Genomic DNA, 20,665 nt, shown 5'->3' with positions numbered 1-20,665 from the left:
CAACCCGTTATTCCCTCCCATGCATCATTGAAAATTCCTGCTCTTCACTTTCAGCGTATCGATGTGAAGGTCAGGCACGAACATGTCGCGCGGGGCTACCATCGGCTTCGGCTTGTCCCGTGGATCAGGACCTCCGCCTCTTACGAACTCATCGCCGCGGCCGGCGGGCAGTTTGAACTCTTCGTCGCGATCCGCAAGGCCGACTAAGTCGCCTGACAGGTCGAACAGCTGCTGGGCGACAAGATGGACGACCTCCCCTTCCCGCTGGATCCGGCCATTGATCGCCATCATCGAGGATCCGAGAACGATCCGGTGGCGTTTTTCGAAGAGTGTCGGCCAGACAACAAGGTTGGCCGGCCCGGTTTCGTCCTCAATGGTGATGAACATGACGCCTTTTGCCGATCCCGGCTTTTGCCGCACCAGGACAAGTCCTGATGTATAGACCCATCGCCCGTCCCTCGAATTCATTGCCTCGGCGCAGGTGATGATGTTGCGTGCCGCGAGATCCTTGCGCAGGAACGCGATCGGATGCTGCCGCAGTGTCAGCCCGGTATGGCTGTAGTCCTCGATGACGTTATGGCCGTCCGTCATCTGTCGAAGCGCGACGTCCGGCTCCTGCTGCTCGGCAATGGCGGTCATTTCCCGGTCGGCCGCGGCTGCAAACAATGGCAGCGGTTCGTCGCGCAGCGCCTTGATCGCCCAGAGTGCATCCCGGCGCTCAAGCTTCAGCGACGGCAGAAAGGCGTCCGCCTTGGCAAGTTGGACAAGCGCCTCGGACGGTACGCCCGATCGACGCCACATATCATCGACCGAGGCAAAGGTGCTGTTCATGCGTGCCGTGACGATCCGCGCGGCGTCAGCGACAGCCAAGCCTTTCACCTGCCGGAAACCGAGCCGGACGGCATGCCGACCGGAATTGCCGATCCGCTCTAGCGTGCAGTCCCACCGGGAGCGATTGATGCAGACCGGCCGCACCTCGACGCCATGCGCCCTTGCGTCCCCGACGATCTGCGCCGGCGCATAAAAACCCATGGGCTGCGAATTGATCAACGCGGCACAGAAGGCGTCAGGATAATGGCATTTGATGTAGCTCGACGCATAGGCGATCAGGGCGAACGAGGCCGCATGGCTCTCCGGAAAGCCATAGGAGCCAAAGCCTTCGAGTTGGGAGAACGTCTTCTCGGCAAATTCCGGCGTGTAGCCGTTCCTCACCATTCCCGACACCAGCTTGTCCTTGAACCGCGAGACGCCGCCGGTGAACTTGAAGGTCGCCATCGACTTGCGCAGCTGGTCGGCCTCGCCGCCGGTAAAGCCGGCGCAGACCATCGCCACCCGCATCGCGCTCTCCTGGAACAAGGGCACGCCGAGCGTCTTGCCGAGCACTGCCTCAAGTTCCGGCGTCGGGTACTCAACGGGCTCCTTTCCTTCCCGCCGACGAAGATAGGGATGCACCATGTCACCCTGAATCGGTCCGGGCCGGACGATCGCAACCTGAACGACCAGATCGTAGAATGTCCGCGGTTTCAGGCGCGGCAGCATGGCCATCTGGGCGCGGCTTTCGATCTGAAACGTGCCGAGCGTATCGGCCTTGCGGATCATCGCATACGTCGCAGGATCCTCCTGCTCGATGTCAGACAGATCGAGATCCGCGTTTTTGTGTTCGCGTATCAGATCGAAGGCCTTGGCCATGCAGGTCAGCATGCCAAGTGCCAGGATGTCCACCTTCATGAACTTCAGGGCTTCGACGTCATCCTTGTCCCATTCGATGATCTGCCGGTCCTTCATCGTCGCCGGCTCGATCGGCACCAGATCGTCGAGCCGATCGTGGGTCAGGACAAATCCGCCCGGATGCTGGCCGAGATGCCGCGGCGCGCCCATCAACTGCTGCGCCAGTTTCAGGGTCAGCACCAGACGGCGATCGTCCGGATTGAGATTAAGCTCCCGGACATTGCGGTCGCAGATTTCTTCCGACCAGGACCACATGCCCGACGACAGCGCCTTTATCACATCCTCTGGCAAGCCGAGTGCCTTACCGACATCGCGGATCGCGCCGCGCGCCCGGTAGCGCGTGACGGTGGCGCAGAGGGCTGCCTTTTCCCGCGTATAGGTCTGGTAGATCCACTGGATCACCTCCTCACGCCGCTCGTGCTCGAAATCGACGTCGATATCCGGTGGCTCGTCGCGCTCCTGACTGACGAAGCGTTCGAAGAGAAGATCGTTGGTCGAGGGATCGATACTGGTGATGCCGAGAATATAGCAGACGGCGCTGTTGGCCGCTGACCCCCTGCCCTGGCAGAGAATGCCCTGGCTACGCGCATAACGAACGATCGAGAAGACGGTGAGAAAATAGGGCGCGTATTTCATGGTGCGGATGAGATCAAGCTCGTGCCGCACCGTCTTTAGAACGTCAGGCGGCAGACCTTCCGGATAGCGGTCTGGAACGCACTCCCAGACATAGTGCTCAAGCGAGGCCTGGGCATCCTTGCCCGGCACGATCGCCTCCTGCGGATATTGATAGGTGAGCTCCTCAAGCGAAAATTTGCAGCGGTGGACAATCTCTACCGTCCGCGCGAGCGCCTCACGGTAGCGCGGAAACAGGCGCTCCATTTCTTCCGGCGGCTTCAGGTATCGATCGGCATGGCGCTCGCGCTCGAAGCCGACGTCATCGATCGTCGTGTGAGTGCGAATGCAGGTGACGATGTCCTGCAACTGCCGGCGGCCTGGTTCGTGGAACAGGACGTCATTGGTGACGACCGTCCTCACCCTGAAGCGTGCTGCCAGATTGGAAATCTCATGCAGCCGCAGCTGGTCGTTCTGCCGGCGCCGAAGACAGAGCGACACATAGGCGCAATCGCCAAACACCTCGGCCATCTTGCGCAGCTGCACCGCACAGGTGTCATCCGGCAGATTCGGCACCAGAATGCCGATCATGCCTTCGGAATAGGCGATGACGTCGTCCCAGTGCAGGATGCAGTTGTTCTTGCCGCCGCGCGACTTGCCGAGCGTGATCAGCCGGGTGAGCCTCGAATAGACAGCACGATCCATCGGATAGACCAACACGGACATGCCATCGGCCAGATCGAGCCGGCAACCGACGACGAGGCGCAAACCGGTGGCGCGCGACGCTTCGAGCGCCCGCACAATCCGGGCCAGCGAATTCCGGTCGACGACGCCGAGGGCTTCGATGCCGAGAGCCTTGGCGGTCTCGAACAGTTCCTGCGCCGAGCTTGCACCGCGCAGGAAGGAAAAATGGGTGGTGACCTGCAGCTCGGCGTAGCTCATGCGAAGATCCCGTGCATGAACCAGCGATGGCTTCCGGTTTCAGGATCGATGCCGTCACCCGAGCGGAAGACCCAGAGGCGTTCGCCAGCCTCGTCTTCGATGACGAAGTAGTCGCGTACGGCTTCCATCTCGGCATCGCGCTGCCACCATTCGCCGAAAATCCGCTCAGGGCCGTCGGCCCGTTTGATCTTCCGGCGCTTGCCACGCCAGGTGATGGAGACCGGCGGCCGGTCCGGCAGCAAGGCGATCGCCTCGATCAGCTCCGGGGGCGCCAACAGCCGGACCGGCCGGCGCCAATGGCCGACCCAGGTGACCTCGACCGGATCGGCCGCGGCGCTGATCCGCTGGACCGAACGCTCGGGCACATCGGAGGCAACGGGCGCCACCCGATAAACTCGTTGGCCACGGTTGCCGTAGATATCGATCAGTGGCGTGACGTCGGTAACCTCATCCTCCACCAGCGACGAGGATTTCTGGCGTTCCTCCAGCGGCTCGACTATCACGGCGACCAATGTGAGCTTCTCGATCCCGAATCCAGGCTCGATCTTCTCCGTCCGGTCGCGAAACAGCTTGGTCAGCCAGGCCACATCGCGCACCGGCTTCACCGTCCCGGCGCGGATCGCCTGTCGGGTGCCGTCGACCTTCTCGACGATCAGGTCAGCGCGTCGAACACCAAGGCCGCGCCTTTGCAACTCCTCGATCAGTTGCACGACGAGTCGCCCGACATATTTGTTGATCGTCTCGGCAGCACCGATCGGTTCGGCAAAGGCGCGGCTGACTTCAACGAGATCGGCACTGCGGATTGGATCAATCGGTTCCGACAGACGGCCGAACATCTGGTCGAGCCGCCGGCCGATCTCCGGCCCGAAGCGCAGCGTCAGCGGCGCGCGTGGCGTATTGGCCAATTCGCCGATCGTCTGGAAGCCGAGCGTGCGAAGGTCGCTCACAACTTTCCCCGGAAGGCGCAGCAACGATATCGGCAGCTTTTCGACGGCGCGTACGGTTTCACCGATCGGGACGATGACCGTCTCACGGCTGATGGCACGGGCACAGGCGTGCGCGGCTCCCCAGGTGTCGGCGACCGCGACACGGGGCGTGAGCTTCCTGGCCAGGAACTGATTGGCGATCTTCGTCACCATCGCCAGTTCGCCACCCTGCAGGTGGTCGGCGCCCTCAGTATCCATGACGATGCCATCGACCCCGTCAACCGCGACAACAGGGGAATAGAGCGTCAGTGCCCAGAGCGTGATCCGCTCGAGGGCTGCGGCATCCGCCGCAGGATCCGCATCCATGAGCATCAGGCCACTGAACAGCGCCTGCGCTTTCGCCGCCGGCATGCCGACATGGACGCCGGCTTTCCTGGCGGCCGCGTCGGCGGCCGACACCCAGCGTTTCGAGCCGCTTTTGGCGATCACGGCGATCGCCTGTTCAGGCGGAATGGAGGGATCGGCGCGACGAATGCGATCCGTCGGCAAATCCGGTAGATAGATCGAGACGACCCTTGTCATCGCACGCCCTCACGAGAAACTCAGCACATTCACCCGCTTTCACGCGCATCAGTTCCAGCAACCATTGGGGCCTCCCGACACCAGGCACTGGCAGTTCTTCCGACGGCATGACGCTGACCCGCCATCGCGTGGTCGACGCCGTCGGCTGCCCGAAATCATTCGCCTCCGTCTGCCGTCGCCAGCGTCGCACCGCGAGCGCCATCGTGCCTGTCCGCTCGGCCGCCAGCTGCAGCCGCCGCGAGCCGACCATGGGCAGGCGAACGAGTTCGCCCACCACCGCGCCGAGCCCACCGAAGGAGAGCCCCTCTTCCATATTGGCGAGCACGTCCTCCTCCCTGTCGGACTCGACGAAGATCACCCGGTCAGGATGGAGACCGACCTCAGCGAGGGCGGGAAAAAACAGGTCCGGTCGTGTCAGGCACCAGACCACAGGACCCTTGGTGCGGGCCGCAATTCCCGCTGCGCAAAGCGCTGCCGCCGCGCCATCCACAGTGCCCGCTCCGCCACCTGCAAATTCATGCAGTGCGCCGTAAGCAAGGCCACTGCCAGGCAGGACCGCATCGATTTCCGGCACGCCGAAGGAAAGGCAGCCGGCCTTCCGGGCTGACACACCCTCCAGCGACGCGATGCGCTCGCGCAAGTCGGAAATCACCCGTTCACGGGCAGCAGTCATCGTTCACGGCTCCCTTCGAGGTCGTGTTGGCGGCCGACATCATGTCGATCAAAATGCGAATGTTCTGTATCTGTTCCCGAACAGCGGAAGAGTCAAGCGGAGGCGAGGATGGGAATATTATCCTGAACTCTAGGAATCAAGAGAATGCCCAGGAGAATCAGACCAATAGCATCGCTGGAATTATTTTCGGAGCTACAGCGAACGCATCGCCCTCCGGTGTGGATTGCGGGGACAGATTTGATATCGTCGCAGTGTCTTTAAGATTTTTCTGCTGAACTGTCGGTATGACGAAGCCTCCGAAATCAAAACCGCTCCTTCGTGACAGCGAGGCCCCAATCCGTTCGCGGCCGCGCAAGAAGCGCAATCCAGCCCAACCGCAGCTGCTTTTCCATCCCATGCCGGAGCGCGTCGAGCCCGCGCTGGCGCAACTAAAGGCTAAGCCTCCCGCCGGAGATGAATGGAGCTGGGAGGTGAAATGGGATGGTTATCGGCTGGCTGTTCATATCGAGCCGCAACGGATCCGGATCCTCACCCGCGGCGGTCATGACTGGACGCATCGGTTTCCGGCGATCGAGCAGGCCGCCCGCGCGCTCGGGCCGGCGACGATGATCATCGATGGCGAAGCCGTGGTGCTCGCGAAGAGGGGCGGCCGGATTTCGGGCTGCTGCAACAATCGCTGGGCGCATCCGACAAAAAACCTGGAAACCGTGCCTCGGACGCCATCCTCTACGCTTTCGATCTCATCTATCTGGATGGCCACGATCTGCGCGGTGTCGAATACCGTTCCCGCCGGCACCTCCTCGAAGACGCTCTGGACGGCAAGGACGGTGCCATCCGTTTATCAGAGACACTCGACGCCGAACCCGCCATCCTACTGGAGCATGTCTGCGGCCTCGGCCTGGAAGGGATCGTCGGCAAGCATTGTGATCAGCCCTATCGCTCCGGCCGGACCGGAGATTGGGTGAAAATCAAATGCGTGCAGAGCGAGGCTTTCTTCATCGTCGGTTATGAGATGTCATCGGCGTCCCCTGTCGGCTTCGGCTCGTTGGTGCTTGCCGCCTATCGCGATGCCGATCTCGTCCACGTCGGAAACGTCGGCACCGGCTTCAAGGAAGCCGAGGCCATTAGGTTGCGGAAGATGCTGGACAAGCTGCGCTGGAAGCGAAAACAACCGCCCCTGCCCTATTCCGGAAGTGCCGATATTGTTTGGGTCGAGCCAACCCTGATTGCCGAGATCGAGTTTCGCGCCTGGACGACGGACGGTAAGCTTCGCCATCCATCCTACAAGGGCTTGCGAGAACGCCAGGACAATGCCGACGTCTTTCGGCTCGACTAGCGAAATCAGCGCCATGCGCTAGATTGGCGTCCATTTCGGCTTGGCGGAGTAGCTATCTGGCATGTGTAACCTTTATCGCATGGAAGACAAGGACTGGGTCGCGAAATGGGCGCAGGACGCCGAAAGCTTGATCAACCTGATGCCAGCCTATCAGATGAACCCTGACCAGAGGGCCGATTGTCCGCAACACCGCTGACGGGAAGAAGCAATTGGTTCACGCCCGCTGGGGACTGCCCTCTCCGCGCTTCGCGCTCGAGAAGGCAGCCAAAGCCAAGGCGGAAAAGCTGGAGGCCAAGGGCAAGCCATTCGATCTCGAAGAGCTGATCCGCATGGAGGCTGACCGCGGTACGACCAATGTGCGCAAACTCAATTTTCCGAATTGGAAACGATGGTTCGGTGTCGAAAACAGATGCCTCGTCCCGGTCACCAGCTTCGCCGAGCCGAATCCGGCCAGCCAGGAAGAAGGCGGCAAGGTGCCGAATGCCTGGTTTGCACACGATGAGGCAAAGTCGCTGATGTTCTTTGCCGGCATCCATGTGCCGCAATGGCAGAGTGTGCGAAAGGTCAAGGATGGCCTGACCACCGACGACCTCTATGGGTTTTTGACCACGGATCCCAACAATCTCGTGAAGCCGATCCATGAGAAGGCCATGCCGGTCCTGCTGCTGACAAAGGAAGAGACCGACACGTGGATGCGGGCGCCCTGGGATGAGGCCAAGGATCTTGCCCGCCCTCTACCGGGTGACGCGCTGATTATTTCGTCGCTCGAACGTATGGATCATCGGTCGTCACGACATCTGGAGAGCCGGTCGAACAGGACAGTCTGCTTTAACGCCTGAACTCAGAGCTTGATCGTATCGGAAAACGAAAAAGCCTGCCGCGGGAGGAGGTGCGGCAGGCTTTTCGAAAGAATTGAACAACGGCTGGGAGGAGGAGTGCCGCCGTTCCGTCAGGCTCCCCTTGGGAGGAGGAGTGGGTCGCCTGAAACACGAAGCTTTGCGGGAGGAGGTGCATCGCTTCGATGATCCGAAGATACCAGATGCTCCCACGACCGCCAGCGCTCAGATCGCCGTGCAGCCATGCATATGCTGCAATGCAATATAAATCCTGTGCTCATTTTTCCGCCATTATGATCGCGACGCAGCCTTCTCGGGGCTCGGCTCGAAACCGAGAACGAATTCGATCACCTTGGCGGCGGACATTTCGCACGGCTTCAGTATCGACCCCGCTTCAGCCAATCGATAGAGGTTGAAGCTGACGATATCTGTACCGCTAAGCTCTTCGCCGTAGAGCCAGGTCCGTTTGCCATTGTCCGACCGCTTGACGGTCACGCCCCATGATCAATCACCAAAATTTCCGTCAACAAACCCACCCGGCAATCTGGCAAGCGCCTCTTCGAACGTCGCCAGAACAGGTGGAGGTGTTTCGGCGCAGGCAGTCATGGAGCCAGGCATTCGTCGCAGATCCCGCAGCCATCGTCATCCATGCACGACGCGGTCGCAACTTTCGACAACACGGACATGTCGTTGCATCCGATGCGCACGTCTCTTCGCGGTCCGGCGGAAGAATGTCGATGCAGAATTTCGACAGCCTATTGGCCGCGCTCGATCCATGGCGATGCTCCAGTTCTGGGTTACACCAGAGATAGTGAGCCTCGAAGGCTACACAAGCTGGCAGATCGCCGTCAGGGACGATCCAATTCGAATACAATGACAATCCAGCGGCCTTCTTGACGATAGTCGCCCGGCGGCACACCGTCGCGGTGGAGGAGTTCTTGACGCTCGCTGCTACGCCCAAACACGGGACCTGCGTCGCCGGCACAAGGTCGCCACCGCCCGAAGACGTTGGTGGCGTGTCGGGATATGAGCGGTTCCTGGAGACTATCGCGGACCGGGAAAATCCCGAATATGCCGAAACTATTCGTTGGTGCGGTGGATATTTTGATCCGGAATGGTTCGACCTTTCGATCGTGGACAAAGATCTGCGCAATGCTTTGCGCTCGAATGTCAAACGGCGTCTGTACCAACCGAAGCCGAAAGCCGTCCCAAAGAAGTGAGTTGCGAGGATTCCGGGTGGCCGCCTTGAACCAATTCGGACCGCCGACCAACCATTTCGATTGGCTGGCATAGGTTCTATTATGGAACTTTTCCATTGCGCTCGTCCTATCGCCTGCCAACCGATGGGCCCGGGAAAAAGACTTGTGACGAACGGGATAGGAACCACGTCAATCTCAATCGCCCAAAGAAGAGTGTAGGTAGCCATTTCACGCGGCCATTTTGCGTCCGGCCAACCAGGCGTCGACGCGCGCCGCCAGTTCGACGCCGATAACAGCTACACTGCCTTCCACACCATCGGCGATCCCTTCGAAACCGGTCCGTCCGGAACCAACGTTAGCGACCTCCGGGCGATCCTGATCGTCTGGGAACCTAATCGGGATAGTGATCTAAACATTCGAAGCTACCGAACAGCGAGAGTGGCCACACGCGGCGTTTGAGTCAAATGAAGTACGGCGATTCACATTGAGGCCGACGCGCGCAACGCGATCTGTTGGCCGCGCCACTGGAAACTGAAGCACGCATGGCTGACGCGAAGCATGTACGCGCTGGCCAAGCACCTCGTCCCGCCAGAATATGGTCGAGGCGACCCGGAACGAATGAAAAGGTAAACGAGCGTCTGGATCAAACGACGGAAGCTCGAACGGCAAAGTCTGCAATGAGATTTCAAAATTATGATCAACTATGGGATGTCGTGCGGATCGACACCCTGGCAGCTAAAGGCGGCAGGTACAAAGAGGAGCGGAACTGCCGAGGCGTCGTGCCAGTGCGGTGTTTAAAGACGTCGTAAAAGCGGCTGCTGGAACCAAAGCCGCAGTCGAGGGCAATCTCCAGGATCGAATCCTCGGTCTCGGCGAGCCGCTGCATTGCCCTGGCGAGGCGATAGCGTGTCAGATATTCCACCACGGAAATGCCGAGCACATCACGAAACGCCCGGTTGGCTGTGGTCGGATGCACGTTGGCCCGCTTTGCAAGATCCGTCAGGCTGAGCGGTTCGGAAAAATGTCGGTTGATCAAGTCCGTCAGCACTTCGGAATGACGGATAGCAGGGCTGACTGGTGTCGCAACGGCTACAACGGACGCGCCCTGGCCTTCAGCGTGATCGAGAATAAGCCGACGCACCCTGAGCTTGGCCTCGTCGACAATTAGCTGGCACCGCACGGGATCGCCCCCACCCCATTCCTCGACCCAAGCCGAGACGGTCGGCATTGTCGTCTCGCGGCAGGTCGGCTCGACGACAAAGGCGCCTTGCATGATGGCCTGCCTTGCTTTCTTGTCGATCGACAAAGTGAGAAAATCGACGAGCGGAAGGTAGAGGCAGATCAGCGGTGCGTCCGGGGTGACCGATATCGTCTGATGCGGAATGGCCGCCCAGAAGAGGACAAGACGCCCCGCCTCGACCTGCTCCTGTCGGCCGTTGAAGAGGTAGGTCATGGCCCCGTCGAGGAGCAGGTTGATCTCGACATGGTCGTGCCAATGCGCAGCGCCCATGGCATCGGCCGTGTGGCGTTCGATCAGGAAGCTGCGTGGCGATCCCGTCCACTCGCTAGTCTCGTCGATATGACCGTCTTTCATTGTCTCCCCGCGCTCTAATCCAGGAATACTAACTCTATAAGCGGGAAGAAATTCTTATTTGGAAGAGGCAATGACTTCATGACCTCGATTTGATGGGAGCTCGCATGCCGAAAATCTGCCTCGTGGGTGCAGGCAGCACCGTTTTTGCTCAGAATATTTTGGGGGACGTGTTGTCCCAGCCATCAGGCAATGACTACGTCATCAGCCTGTTCGATATCGATCCCGAACGGCTGAAGACATCGGAGATCGTCGCGCGGCGCATCTGCGAGGCGCTGAATCTGCGCAATGTGAAGGTCGAGGCTACTCTCGATCGTCGCGAGGCACTGCGCGGGTCGGATTTCGTCATCCTGATGATGCAGGTCGGCGGCTATAGGCCGGCAACGGTGACGGATTTCGATGTGCCGAAGAAATATGGCCTTAGGCAGACCATTGCCGATACTCTTGGCATCGGGGGCATCTTCCGCGGGCTTCGCACCATCCCTGTTCTGGAAGCGATCTGCCGCGATATGGAAGAGGTCTGCCCTGACGCGCTGCTGATGCAGTACGTAAATCCAATGGCTATCAATTGCTGGGCCATCAAGGAACTGGCGCCCTCCATCCGGACGGTCGGCCTTTGCCATAGCGTCCAGCACACCGCCGCTCATCTCGCCTCATGCCTCGGCTATAACATTTCCGACATCAACTATATCTCGGCGGGCATCAACCACATCGCCTTCTTCCTGAAATACGAGAAGCTGCATGCCGATGGCAGACGCGAGGATCTCTATCCGAGGCTGATGGCGCTCGCCGATGAGGGACGCGTACCGTCTGACGACCGGGTGCGCTTCGATGTGCTGAAGCGGCTTGGACATTTCGTCACGGAATCCAGCGAGCATTTCTCCGAGTATACGTCCTGGTACATCAAGTACCGCCGCCCCGAACTGATCGATGAGCTCAATATTCCCCTCGACGAATATATCAGCCGCTGCGAGAGGCAGATCGCGAGGTGGCAGGGACTGCGCCAGGACCTCGAGGGCGACAAGCCGATCGAGGTTTGCCGCAGCAATGAATATGCCGCCGGCATCATTCACGCAACCGTCACCGGCAATCCGGCGCTGATCTACGGCAATGTTCCCAATAATGGCCTGATCGAGAACCTGCCCGCGGAGAGTATCGTGGAAGTGCCCTGCCATGTCGACAGAAACGGTATCCAGCCGACCCGCATCGGAAGGATACCCTCGCAGCTTGCCGCGGTCATGAGACTCAGTATCTCGGTCCAGGAATTGACCGTGGAAGCGGCGTTGACGAAGAAACGCGACCGCATCTATCAGGCAGCCCTGCTCGATCCCCATACATCGGCCGAACTGTCGCCGGACGAGATCTGGGGGTTAGTCGATGACCTGATCGAGGCACATGGCGACCTGCTGCCGACATATAACTGAGGCTGGCCGTAGCCAGTTCGCTCACAAAACATCCAGGACGAGGCAACACGCTGTCTGTCGGGACAGTGTGTCTTTCGATTCTGGCATTCAGCGATAGCGGCAGCAAAGTTTCATAAGCGATCAGCTTGTTGATTGACAATGATCATATTGCATGGGACCTTCGACGCAAATAGGCGAGATTGCAGCAGGGGACGAAGCGTGGACCAGAGCGGTGGAGTAAAGAGTGACCGGCTCGATGCCATCAGAAGTCATCTTTACGCGAACGGTTTTTCGACCATTCAGGATTTGGCTGGCGCAGTGGGCGCTTCGCTAGCAACCGTGCGGCGCGATCTGCAGATTCTCGAACAGGATGGCGCTATCGACCGCGTGCATGGCGGCGCCCGCATCGCTGAGGGCTCTTCGGTCGAACTCGCCTTCCAGGAGCGTGAAAAGCGCCATCTCTCCGCCAAGCGCGCGATCGCAAATGCGGCTTATGAGCTACTCCTTCCACGCACCGCCATCTTTCTCGATGCCGGCACGACAGTGCTTCAGCTTGCCCGGCTCATTCGCATCAACCCGATGCCGCTGCGTATCTTCACCAACGGCCTGATCGTCGCCCAGGAGTTTCTCAATATTGCGAACCTTGAGGTCGTGCTTCTCGGCGGTGAGTTGCGCAGCGAAAACGCCTCGCTCGTCGGCCCGCAGGCGGAGGCGATGCTGGAAACGATCTGGTTCGATCAGCTGTTTCTCGGCGCCAGCGTCATCAGTCCTGACGGAGCCATCTACAGCGTGGATAGTGCGGAAGCCAGCCTGAACCGGCGCATGCTCGCCCGCTCTGCCAACGCTTATGTTCTCGCCGATTCTTCCAAGTTCGGGACGATGGCGACCTACAAGGTCGCGCCGCTCGACGCCGCAAAGCTCATCACCGACGCGCGCCTAACACCGCAATGGCGCGCCGAACTCACCAATTTCGGTGTCGATGCAACCTATGCCGAGCTCGGAGCAAAAGAATGAGCGGCGAGCTGATCCTCGGCATCGATGGCGGCGGCAGCAAGGTGCTCCTCACATTGGCCGACAAAGACGGCCGGATTTTGCGAACAGCGCTCGGCGGCGGCGTCAATCCGATGGATAATCCCGACTGGCGCCACGAGCTGGAGCGGCATATCCAATCCTTCCGCAATGAGCCGGGGCTGGCTGCCGTCGGCGCCGCCCTGCCCGCCTATGGCGAAGTCGAGCATCTCTCCGCGCTTCAGAAACAGTGCATCGACGACGCTTTTCCGGATAACCGCAGGATCGTGCTCAACGACGTCGATGCCGCCCATCTCGGCGCCTTTGCCGGTCGGCCGGGCATTCTCGTGCTGTCAGGAACCGGCTCTATGTCCTGGGCGCGCAACGGCGCGGGTGCCTCCGCACGTGCGGGCGGCTGGGGCGATATGATCGGCGACGAGGGCAGCAGCTATTGGATCGGCCGCGAAGCACTGCACCTCATCAGCCAGAGCCTCGATGCACGCGCCAAGCCGACCGCGCTGGCAAAGGTCATTTATGACCATCTCCAGCTTGACATCGCCGATCCGATCAACACGCTCGGCGGCTGGATCAATGGGCTGACAAGGCCGCGCGCAAGTATTGCCGCGCTTTCCATTCTTGTCGACCGAACGGCAAGCCACGGTGACGAAACGGCGATCGATCTGATCGAGAAAGCGGCCGACGAGCTTGCCAAGCACCACCACGCGATCGCTGGTCACTGCGAGGCCGGCGCCGACTGGACCTATGCGGGCGGCACCTTTTCCAGCCGCCTGCTGCTCGAGGCCGTCGAACGACGGGTCGGCCGGCGGGCGGTTTCACCCGTCCTTCCTCCCATTGGCGGCGCGCTTCTGGCCGCCGCCCAACTTCTCGATTGGCGTCTCGACGAGCGCTGGTTCGGGCAAGTCGCGGTCGCGGCCGAAGCCGTGATCGCGCGATCAAGACAATGAGTGTCAACGATAACGAAGGATGGGAACATGCGTAAATTCATATTGCCTTTGCTTGCCTCAGCCGCCATTGCGGTTGCTCTGCCTGCCTTGGCAGACGACGCCAAGCCGCTTGCCGGTCAGTCGATCACGGTCCTGATGCCATCGCCGCAGGGCCCGACGATTGCGGCCGACTTCGAAGCCGAGACCGGCATTCACGTCGATCTTCAGACCCTCTCCTGGGACGATATCCGCCCGAAGCTGGTCACCGCGCTCATCGCCGGTACGGCGCCGGCCGATGTCACAGAGTTTGACTGGTCATGGACCGGGCAGTTCAGCGCCGCAGACTGGTATATGCCGCTGAATGACGTGATGGACAAGGAGACCGTCGATGACATCGGCGTCGCCAAGATCTTCACTGTCAACGGTCAGCTACTGGGCGTGCCCTACACCAACGACTTCCGCGTCATGCTCATCAACAAGAAGCATTTTTCAGATGCCGGTGTTACCGAAATGCCGAAGACGCTCGATGCGCTCGTTGCTGCAGCGAAGAAGATCAAGGAGAAGGGCATCTCCAAATACCCAATCGGTCTGCCACTCTCGGCAACGGAAGGGGCTTCCACCAGCTGGTATCTGCTGACCAAGGCCTTCGGCGGCGAGCTGTTTGACAAGGATTTCAAGCCGCTTTTCCTCACTCCGGATTCAGCCGGCTATAAGGCGCTCGCGTTCGAACTGATGTTGCTGAAGGACGGCCTCGTCGACCCGGCTTCCACGACCCTCAAAGACAGCCAGATCAATGAGGGGATGTTCACCCAGGGCATCACCAGCATTATGATTTCCGGTGAACCTGGCCGACTGGGCGCAATGAACGATCCGAAGCAGTCAAAGGTTGCCGGTCAAGCGGAGGCGATTCTCGTCGCGACCGCAAGCGGTCAAACGCGCACGTTCGGCCTGCCTGAGGCTCTTGCGATCCCGAAGGTCTCGCAGAACAAGGAAGCGGCAATCGCATTCGTCAAATGGTTCACTAGCAAGGAGTTCCAGAAGAAGAACTTCGTGAACGGCTTTCTTCCGACGCGCACCTCTGCTCTGTCGGAGCTTAACGCCGCCGGCGGACTGCACAGCGGCGATACGCTTGTGGCGCAATCGAAGACGGTCGAGCCGCTGTTTCCGCAAGGTACCCCGCCGTGGTACCCGCAGTTCTCAAGCGCGGTGAACACGGCAATCAACAGCGCTGCCAAAGGCCAGATGAGTGTTGACCAGGCAGTCCAAAGCATTGCCGACGCGACAAAGCAGGCGATGGCGCAATGACAGCGATCGCCTCACCAAGCGTGGGGAGCAAACGAGGAGTCGGCGTCAACGCCGACTCCGGGCTTGGCCTGCTCCTCGTCTTGCCGATCCTCATTGCTATGGCTGCACTTGTCTTCTATCCCGTCGGGAGAACCGTCTGGGACAGCCTGCACAGGGTCAACCCGATGCAGGCCGGCACTCCCTTCGTTGGCTTGGAAAACTACACGCGAATGTTGTCCGATGGGCAACTGGGGACGACCTGGATCAACACGCTCCTCTATGTTGTCCTTGCCGTAACAGCCGAGACGCTCTTTGGAGTGCTTGCTGCTGCCCTCATCAACCAAGTGAGGGTCGGCCGACAATGGGTGCTTGCGGCCGTCATCCTGCCCTGGGCGCTGCCTGGCGTTGTCAACTCCGTCATCTGGCTGTGGATCTATCAGCCCGGCGCCGGCCTGTTAAACGGTATTTTGACGGCGCTCGGCCTGCCATTCGAAAATCATGTCTGGTTCAACGACCGAACGAGCGCGATCATCGCGGTCACCGTGGTTCATGTCTGGCGCATGATGCCGCTCACAATCGTTATTGTCCTCGCTGCCATGCAGAGCATACCAGCCCATCTTTATGAAGCCGCGCGCATCGACGGCGCCACGCGGACGCAGATGTTCACGCTGGTGACGCTGCCACTCGTGCGCAGTGCTATCGCTGTTGCGATGACCAACGCGACCGTCAACGCTTTCAACCTCTTTGATGAAGCTTGGGTTCTCTCCGGAGCCAGTCTCGCGACGCGGCCGGTCCTTGTGCAAATCTATCTGGAAACGTTCCAGAACCTTCGCTTCTCCTACGGCATGGCGCTTTCGGTAGTAATCACGCTTGTCTCGCTGCTTGTCTCGCTGGTCTACGTCCTTCGCGTCTATCGCAACACACGGTTCGACTGATGAAATCTAGTTTTCTCCATCGCCTTACGATCTGGGCTGGCCTTGCCGTGCTGCTAATCTGGTCGCTCGGCCCGATCTACTGGACAGTAGCAAGCTCAGTCACGCCTTCCGCGGATTTCTCAGCCCGTCCGATACACTTCTTTCCACAGCATTTCACGTTCGACCATTTTTCCCGTCTTTTCGGCATCAATATCGCGCAGATTGGAGGAGTGCAGGTTTGGGCCCAGTTTCGAGCGGCCCTGGTCAACAGCATTGTAACGTCCTTAGCCGCGACGTTCCTGTGCGTCGCGATTTCGGCCCTTGGAGCCTACGCCTTCACGCGCCTGGAATTTCCGGGGAGACGAACCCTTTTTGTCGCGGTCGTCGCCACACTCGCTGTGCCGGCCTATGCTGTCTTGATCCCGCTCTACCAAATCATGATCAAGATGCATCTTGTCGACACCTATGTCGGCGTGTCCCTGATCTATGTCTCGGCCTATCTGCCACTTTCCTTGTGGTTGTTGCGCAGCGTCTTCGAGCAGTTACCCATCGCGCTCGAAGAGGCTGCACAGCTCGACGGTGCAGGTCGCCTCTACATCCTCTTCAAGATCGTGCTGCCACTTGCCGGACCGGGCCTGACGGCCGCCGCTATTTTGACCTTCCTTGGGGCGTGGGGTCAGTATCTGGTGCCTCTTATCTTCTCGCCTCAGGCGACGAAACCTCTGACGGTGCTCATCCCTGAATTTGTGACCAAGAATTACATCGACTACGGGCTTATCACGGCAAGTGGATCGACCGCCATCGTCATCCCCGCCCTCGTCGTCATCTTCCTCAACCGGTATCTCGTCAGCGGTCTGCTGGCTGGTTCGGTCAAATAATCGGAGACATCATGAACACGACCGAAAAAGTAATCTTCGAGCAGTTCCCATACTGGGAAAAAGCCCTTGGCTCGAACGAGGCAGGCGGCAAGGCGAACGATCTGCTCGTTTTTGTCGGCTGCGGCACGTCCTTCAACCTTGCTTTATCTTTGGCCGCCTATGCCAACAACCTGAAGCGAAAGGCGATCGCCGTTCCCGGTGCAGAATGGTTCAACCGACCCTCCTATTTCTGGCCGGAATGGCAAAAGACACATGTGGTCGCGCTCTCGCGCAGCGGCGAAACGACGGAAACCGTTGCCGCCGCACAGGCAAGCCGCGCCGCCGGCGCCTTCGTGACTGCCGTGACGGTCGAGCCCGAAAGCGCCCTTGCCAAGAACTGTGACCAGCTGATCTGCTCGCCCACCCATCCCGAAGAGGGGATCGTCATGACGGTTTCGGCAAGCCTCATGGTGTTGCTCAGCCTGCAGCTGATCGGTCAGAGCGTGCCGGCATCAGTTGTCGCATCGGCACGTCAGCTTGCGAATACGCTCGACGCCGCCCTGCCCGACATCATTAAAGACCGTTCGCATTTCGTCTTTCTGGGCGGCGGTCCGCTTTTCGGCATTGCGCTCGAAGGTGCGCTCAAGCTGATGGAAATGAGCCAGCTGATGACACAGGCCTTTCATCCGCTCGAATACCGCCATGGGCCGATCAGCCTCGTCGACGACAAGACGGCTGCCATCATGCTCTACAGCTCGGACCAGAAGGCCGCCGAAGCCAAGCTGGTCGGCGAGTTGCGCGAAAAGGGCGCTGTGGTCATCGGTTTCGGCGGCCCAGGCGATCTGGAGCTTCCCGTCGATGCCGATCTGGCGCTCGCCGGCCTCGTCGTCCTACCCGCACTGCAGATCCTCGGTGAACGTGCAGCACAGGCAAGAAACATCGATACCGTCTCTCCCCGTCATCTCACCAAGGTCGTAACACTGGTATGAGCGCTGCGGTCGATCACAATCGCCAGATTGCTCTGGCAAAACTTCTCGGCGAGAGAGACCTTCCGCTGCCACGCGGCATTACATCGGTGTGCTCTGCCCATCCGCTGGTCATCGAAGCGACGCTTCGACGTGCCGCTCGGCAGGACGAGGTCGTTCTGATCGAGGCGACCTGCAACCAGGTCAATCAGGAAGGCGGCTACACCGGCATGACGCCGGCGGATTTCCGGGCGTTCATCGAGCGCATCGCTGCAAGAGTCGACTTTTCCGCCGACCGCATCATTCTCGGTGGCGACCATCTCGGCCCCAACCCTTGGCGAAAACTCTGCGCGGACGACGCCATGGCACGCGCCGAAGCGATGGTAACGGCCTATGTCGAAGCTGGTTTCGAAAAGCTGCATCTCGACACGTCGATGGGCTGCGCCGGCGAACCTGTAGCACTTGCCGACGAGCTGACCGCCGCAAGGGCTGCGCGTTTGGCCAGGGCGGCAGAGAATGCTGCGCGCCGCATCGGCCCCCGTCTGCCAGTCTATGTCATCGGCACCGAAGTGCCGCCGCCCGGCGGCGCGACCCATGCGCTGGACGAGCTCGAGGTCACGCGGCGGGACGCTGCGTTGAGAACGCTCGATGTTCACCGGCAGGCTTTTACTGAGGCCGGCGTCAGTTCGGCGCTGGAGCGTGTCATCGCCATCGTCGTTCAGCCGGGAGTCGAATTCGGCAATGCCAATGTCGCACTCTACAAGCCCGATCGCGCACGGACGCTGATCTCAGCCCTCGATGAGATGAAGGGACTGCTCTTCGAGGCCCATTCCACCGATTACCAGCCGGCCGACATGCTTTCAGCGCTGGTTGATGGCGGATTTGCGATCCTCAAAGTCGGTCCGGGGCTGACCTTCGCATTGCGGGAGGCGCTCTACGGTCTCGATGCGATTGCCAACGCTCTCTCCGGCGACACCGGAACCAGCCGACTGGCGGCGACGATGGAAAATATCATGCTCGCCGAGCCAGCGCATTGGGCCGGTCACTATGGCGGTACGGCAAAGGAACAGCGGCTGCAGCGACACTTCAGCTATAGCGACCGCATTCGCTATTACTGGCCCGACGCGCGTGCGGCAGCGGCGGTAGAAGACCTGTTTGCCCGCCTTCCCGACACCATTCCGGAAACGCTGATCAGCCAGCATCTCGCCCGCCTCTATCCTGAGGTAGTCGAAAAACGCCTCGCGCCGAAGGCCCGCGATCTCTGCCTTGCCGCCATTGATGAGGCCCTCGCCCCCTACGCCACCGCGACAGCGCCTCGGTAAGAGGCGGGTCGCGCATCGCTCTGTGGGAGCGACCACAGATCCGAAACCAGATTCTCAGCAGGAGACAGTTATGGCATCCGTAAACGTGGCAAATGTCCGCAAGAGCTATGGTCATTTCGAAGTTTTACATGGGGTCGACATCGACATCCGCGACGGGGAGTTCGTCATTCTCGTCGGCCCCTCCGGATGCGGCAAGTCGACCCTGCTGCGCATGATTGCGGGGCTTGAGGAAATCTCCGACGGCAATGTCTTGATCGGCAGCAGGGTCGTCAATGACGTGGCACCGAAGGAGCGCGATATTGCCATGGTCTTTCAATCCTATGCGCTTTATCCGCATATGACGGTCGAGGCGAACATGGGATTTTCGCTACGATTGTCAAAGGCACCGAAGGAAGAGATCAAAGGCCGCGTTCGTGACGCCGCACAGATCCTCGGTCTCGAACAATTGCTCGATAGATATCCGAGAAACCTTTCCGGCGGCCAGCGCCAGCGTGTTGCCATGGGCCGCGCGATCGTTCGACAGCCTCAGGTTTTCCTCTTTGACGAACCCCTGTCCAACCTCGATGCAAAGCTTCGCGTTCAGATGCGCTCGGAGATCAAGCAGTTGCACCAGCGACTGCAAACGACCACGATCTATGTCACGCATGATCAGATCGAGGCCATGACCATGGCCGACCGGATCGTGGTGATGCGCGACGGCTATGTCGAGCAGATCGGCTCGCCGCTGGATCTTTACGACCGCCCGGCCAATCTGTTCGTCGCCGGGTTCATCGGCTCGCCGGGCATGAATGTCATCAGGGGAAAAATCAGCACTTCTGGACCGATCGAATTCATCGCTGACGGCGGCACCCGCCTGCCGCTGCCGGAAAGTGCGGCGTCGGCGCGCGGCGCGGAGGTGATCTATGGCATCCGTCCGGAGCATCTGGTTGTCAGCCAGGACGGTGTGAACGCCGATGTGGTCGTGATCGAACCGACTGGGGCCGAGACCCAGATCAATGCCAAGCTCGGATCGGATCCGCTCGTGGCCACGGTACGCGAGCGGCTTTCCTTGCAGGCTGGCGACACGGTCGGGATGATGCCGGATCTCACCAAGCTGCATCTTTTCGATGCCAAGAGCGAAAAGCGACTGTCGATCGGCTAGTGTTGGTTTTGCGCCATCGCTCTTCGTCCGCTCTTTTATTCGGTGCGGCGATGGTTGCCGCACCCTGCTTTGTTGCGCTGAAACGGGCTCTTCGGTGATCGCCCTCACCGGAGCGGCAAGAAATCAGCCTCGGTTACGCCCAGAGCTGCCATTCGAGGGGAGACCAGCATCGCTCCAACAGCCCGATCGACCGCAATTGGCTGGTCGTCATGCTCTGTAGAAGATCAGTGCGGAGGTGCTCGACATCGAGTCGAAGGGCGGGCTCGTCGTCGGCCTCGGCGGCACCGGCGACCGTCCGTGACTGTGAAAGGTGAGGGCCTCGCGGCGCTCCCCGCCATCCTGCCGACGTTGTAGACCTTCGTGGGGTGTATTGTCCGGTCGATGAGCCTCGACACGCCCACC

Annotated in this window: 14 protein-coding genes and 4 pseudogenes; 13 read left to right on the top strand and 5 right to left on the bottom strand. The window is 60.2% G+C overall.

The annotated features are described in order from the left end of the window. Nucleotides 1-24: 24 nt before the first annotated feature. From ACPYOI_RS01245 to ACPYOI_RS01235, 3 genes are read right to left on the bottom strand one after another with little or no spacing between them, the layout of a single operon-like run. Nucleotides 25-3,282 (bottom strand): error-prone DNA polymerase, encoded by a 3,258-nt coding sequence (locus ACPYOI_RS01245; protein ID WP_481422466.1) that lies wholly within the window; start codon nt 3,280-3,282, stop codon nt 25-27. Then, complete coding sequence (locus ACPYOI_RS01240) at nt 3,279-4,790, bottom strand: Y-family DNA polymerase (protein ID WP_481422465.1); 1,512 nt, start codon at nt 4,788-4,790, stop codon at nt 3,279-3,281. The genes ACPYOI_RS01245 and ACPYOI_RS01240 overlap by 4 nt, the downstream gene beginning before the upstream one ends. After that, the gene (locus ACPYOI_RS01235; RefSeq protein ID WP_481422463.1) at nt 4,711-5,463 is read right to left on the bottom strand and encodes an ImuA family protein; all 753 of its coding nucleotides are present in this window, start codon (nt 5,461-5,463) and stop codon (nt 4,711-4,713) included. Before ACPYOI_RS01235 ends, ACPYOI_RS01240 begins: the two co-directional genes overlap by 80 nt. Before the next feature lie 284 nt (nt 5,464-5,747). Between ACPYOI_RS01235 and ACPYOI_RS01230 the strand changes: the two are divergent. From ACPYOI_RS01230 to ACPYOI_RS01220, 3 genes and pseudogenes are all read left to right on the top strand, one after another. Further along, nucleotides 5,748-6,376: pseudogene (locus ACPYOI_RS01230) on the top strand (ATP-dependent DNA ligase); the annotation flags it as partial. 48 nt (nt 6,377-6,424) lie between these two features. Further along, the gene (locus ACPYOI_RS01225) at nt 6,425-6,799 is read left to right on the top strand and encodes an ATP dependent DNA ligase (protein WP_481422488.1); all 375 of its coding nucleotides are present in this window, start codon (nt 6,425-6,427) and stop codon (nt 6,797-6,799) included. Nucleotides 6,800-6,860: 61 nt separating this feature from the next. Then, a pseudogene (locus ACPYOI_RS01220) lies at nt 6,861-7,631 on the top strand (SOS response-associated peptidase family protein). 295 nt (nt 7,632-7,926) lie between these two features. Here the strand turns inward: ACPYOI_RS01220 and ACPYOI_RS01215 are convergent. Further along, a pseudogene (locus ACPYOI_RS01215) lies at nt 7,927-8,253 on the bottom strand (hypothetical protein). A gap of 293 nt (nt 8,254-8,546) precedes the next feature. Here ACPYOI_RS01215 and ACPYOI_RS01210 point away from each other — a divergent pair. Further along, nucleotides 8,547-8,855 (top strand): annotated as a pseudogene (locus ACPYOI_RS01210) (IS1096 element passenger TnpR family protein); the annotation flags it as partial. A 676-nt stretch (nt 8,856-9,531) separates the two neighbouring features. On the opposite strand, the gene ACPYOI_RS01205 reads toward ACPYOI_RS01210, so the two are convergent. Continuing rightward, nucleotides 9,532-10,428 carry a helix-turn-helix domain-containing protein gene (locus tag ACPYOI_RS01205; RefSeq protein ID WP_481422462.1) on the bottom strand — a complete coding sequence of 299 codons (897 nt, stop codon included), beginning with the start codon at nt 10,426-10,428 and terminating at the stop codon, nt 9,532-9,534. 104 nt (nt 10,429-10,532) lie between these two features. Between ACPYOI_RS01205 and melA the strand changes: the two genes are divergently transcribed. From melA to ACPYOI_RS01160, 9 genes are all read left to right on the top strand, one after another. Further along, nucleotides 10,533-11,849, top strand: coding sequence for an alpha-galactosidase (gene melA, locus ACPYOI_RS01200; RefSeq protein ID WP_481422461.1), 1,317 nt, complete (start codon nt 10,533-10,535; stop codon nt 11,847-11,849). Nucleotides 11,850-12,047: 198 nt separating this feature from the next. Beyond that, entirely contained in the window at nt 12,048-12,842 is a 795-nt protein-coding gene (locus ACPYOI_RS01195) for a DeoR/GlpR family DNA-binding transcription regulator (protein WP_481422460.1), read from the top strand. Then, nucleotides 12,839-13,801 (top strand): N-acetylglucosamine kinase, encoded by a 963-nt coding sequence (locus tag ACPYOI_RS01190; protein ID WP_481422458.1) that lies wholly within the window; start codon nt 12,839-12,841, stop codon nt 13,799-13,801. Before ACPYOI_RS01195 ends, ACPYOI_RS01190 begins: the two co-directional genes overlap by 4 nt. A 27-nt stretch (nt 13,802-13,828) precedes the next feature. After that, nucleotides 13,829-15,085 (top strand): ABC transporter substrate-binding protein, encoded by a 1,257-nt coding sequence (locus tag ACPYOI_RS01185; RefSeq protein ID WP_481422456.1) that lies wholly within the window; start codon nt 13,829-13,831, stop codon nt 15,083-15,085. Then, nucleotides 15,082-15,999 (top strand): carbohydrate ABC transporter permease, encoded by a 918-nt coding sequence (locus tag ACPYOI_RS01180; protein ID WP_481422454.1) that lies wholly within the window; start codon nt 15,082-15,084, stop codon nt 15,997-15,999. Before ACPYOI_RS01185 ends, ACPYOI_RS01180 begins: the two co-directional genes overlap by 4 nt. Continuing rightward, a complete protein-coding gene (locus ACPYOI_RS01175) occupies nt 15,999-16,856 on the top strand; it encodes a carbohydrate ABC transporter permease (RefSeq protein WP_481422452.1) in 858 nt (285 codons plus the stop codon). The genes ACPYOI_RS01180 and ACPYOI_RS01175 overlap by 1 nt, the downstream gene beginning before the upstream one ends. Before the next feature lie 11 nt (nt 16,857-16,867). Continuing rightward, nucleotides 16,868-17,824, top strand: coding sequence for an SIS domain-containing protein (locus ACPYOI_RS01170; protein ID WP_481422450.1), 957 nt, complete (start codon nt 16,868-16,870; stop codon nt 17,822-17,824). Further along, nucleotides 17,821-19,122 (top strand): D-tagatose-bisphosphate aldolase, class II, non-catalytic subunit, encoded by a 1,302-nt coding sequence (locus ACPYOI_RS01165; RefSeq protein ID WP_481422448.1) that lies wholly within the window; start codon nt 17,821-17,823, stop codon nt 19,120-19,122. Before ACPYOI_RS01170 ends, ACPYOI_RS01165 begins: the two co-directional genes overlap by 4 nt. A 70-nt stretch (nt 19,123-19,192) precedes the next feature. Then, nucleotides 19,193-20,263, top strand: coding sequence for an ABC transporter ATP-binding protein (locus ACPYOI_RS01160; RefSeq protein WP_481422446.1), 1,071 nt, complete (start codon nt 19,193-19,195; stop codon nt 20,261-20,263). Nucleotides 20,264-20,665 lie beyond the last annotated feature (402 nt).

Source organism: Rhizobium sp. SVR5-2C, from assembly GCF_056755115.1.
The sequence above is the reverse complement of the archived record's forward strand: the minus strand, read 5'-3'. Positions and strand labels throughout refer to the sequence as shown.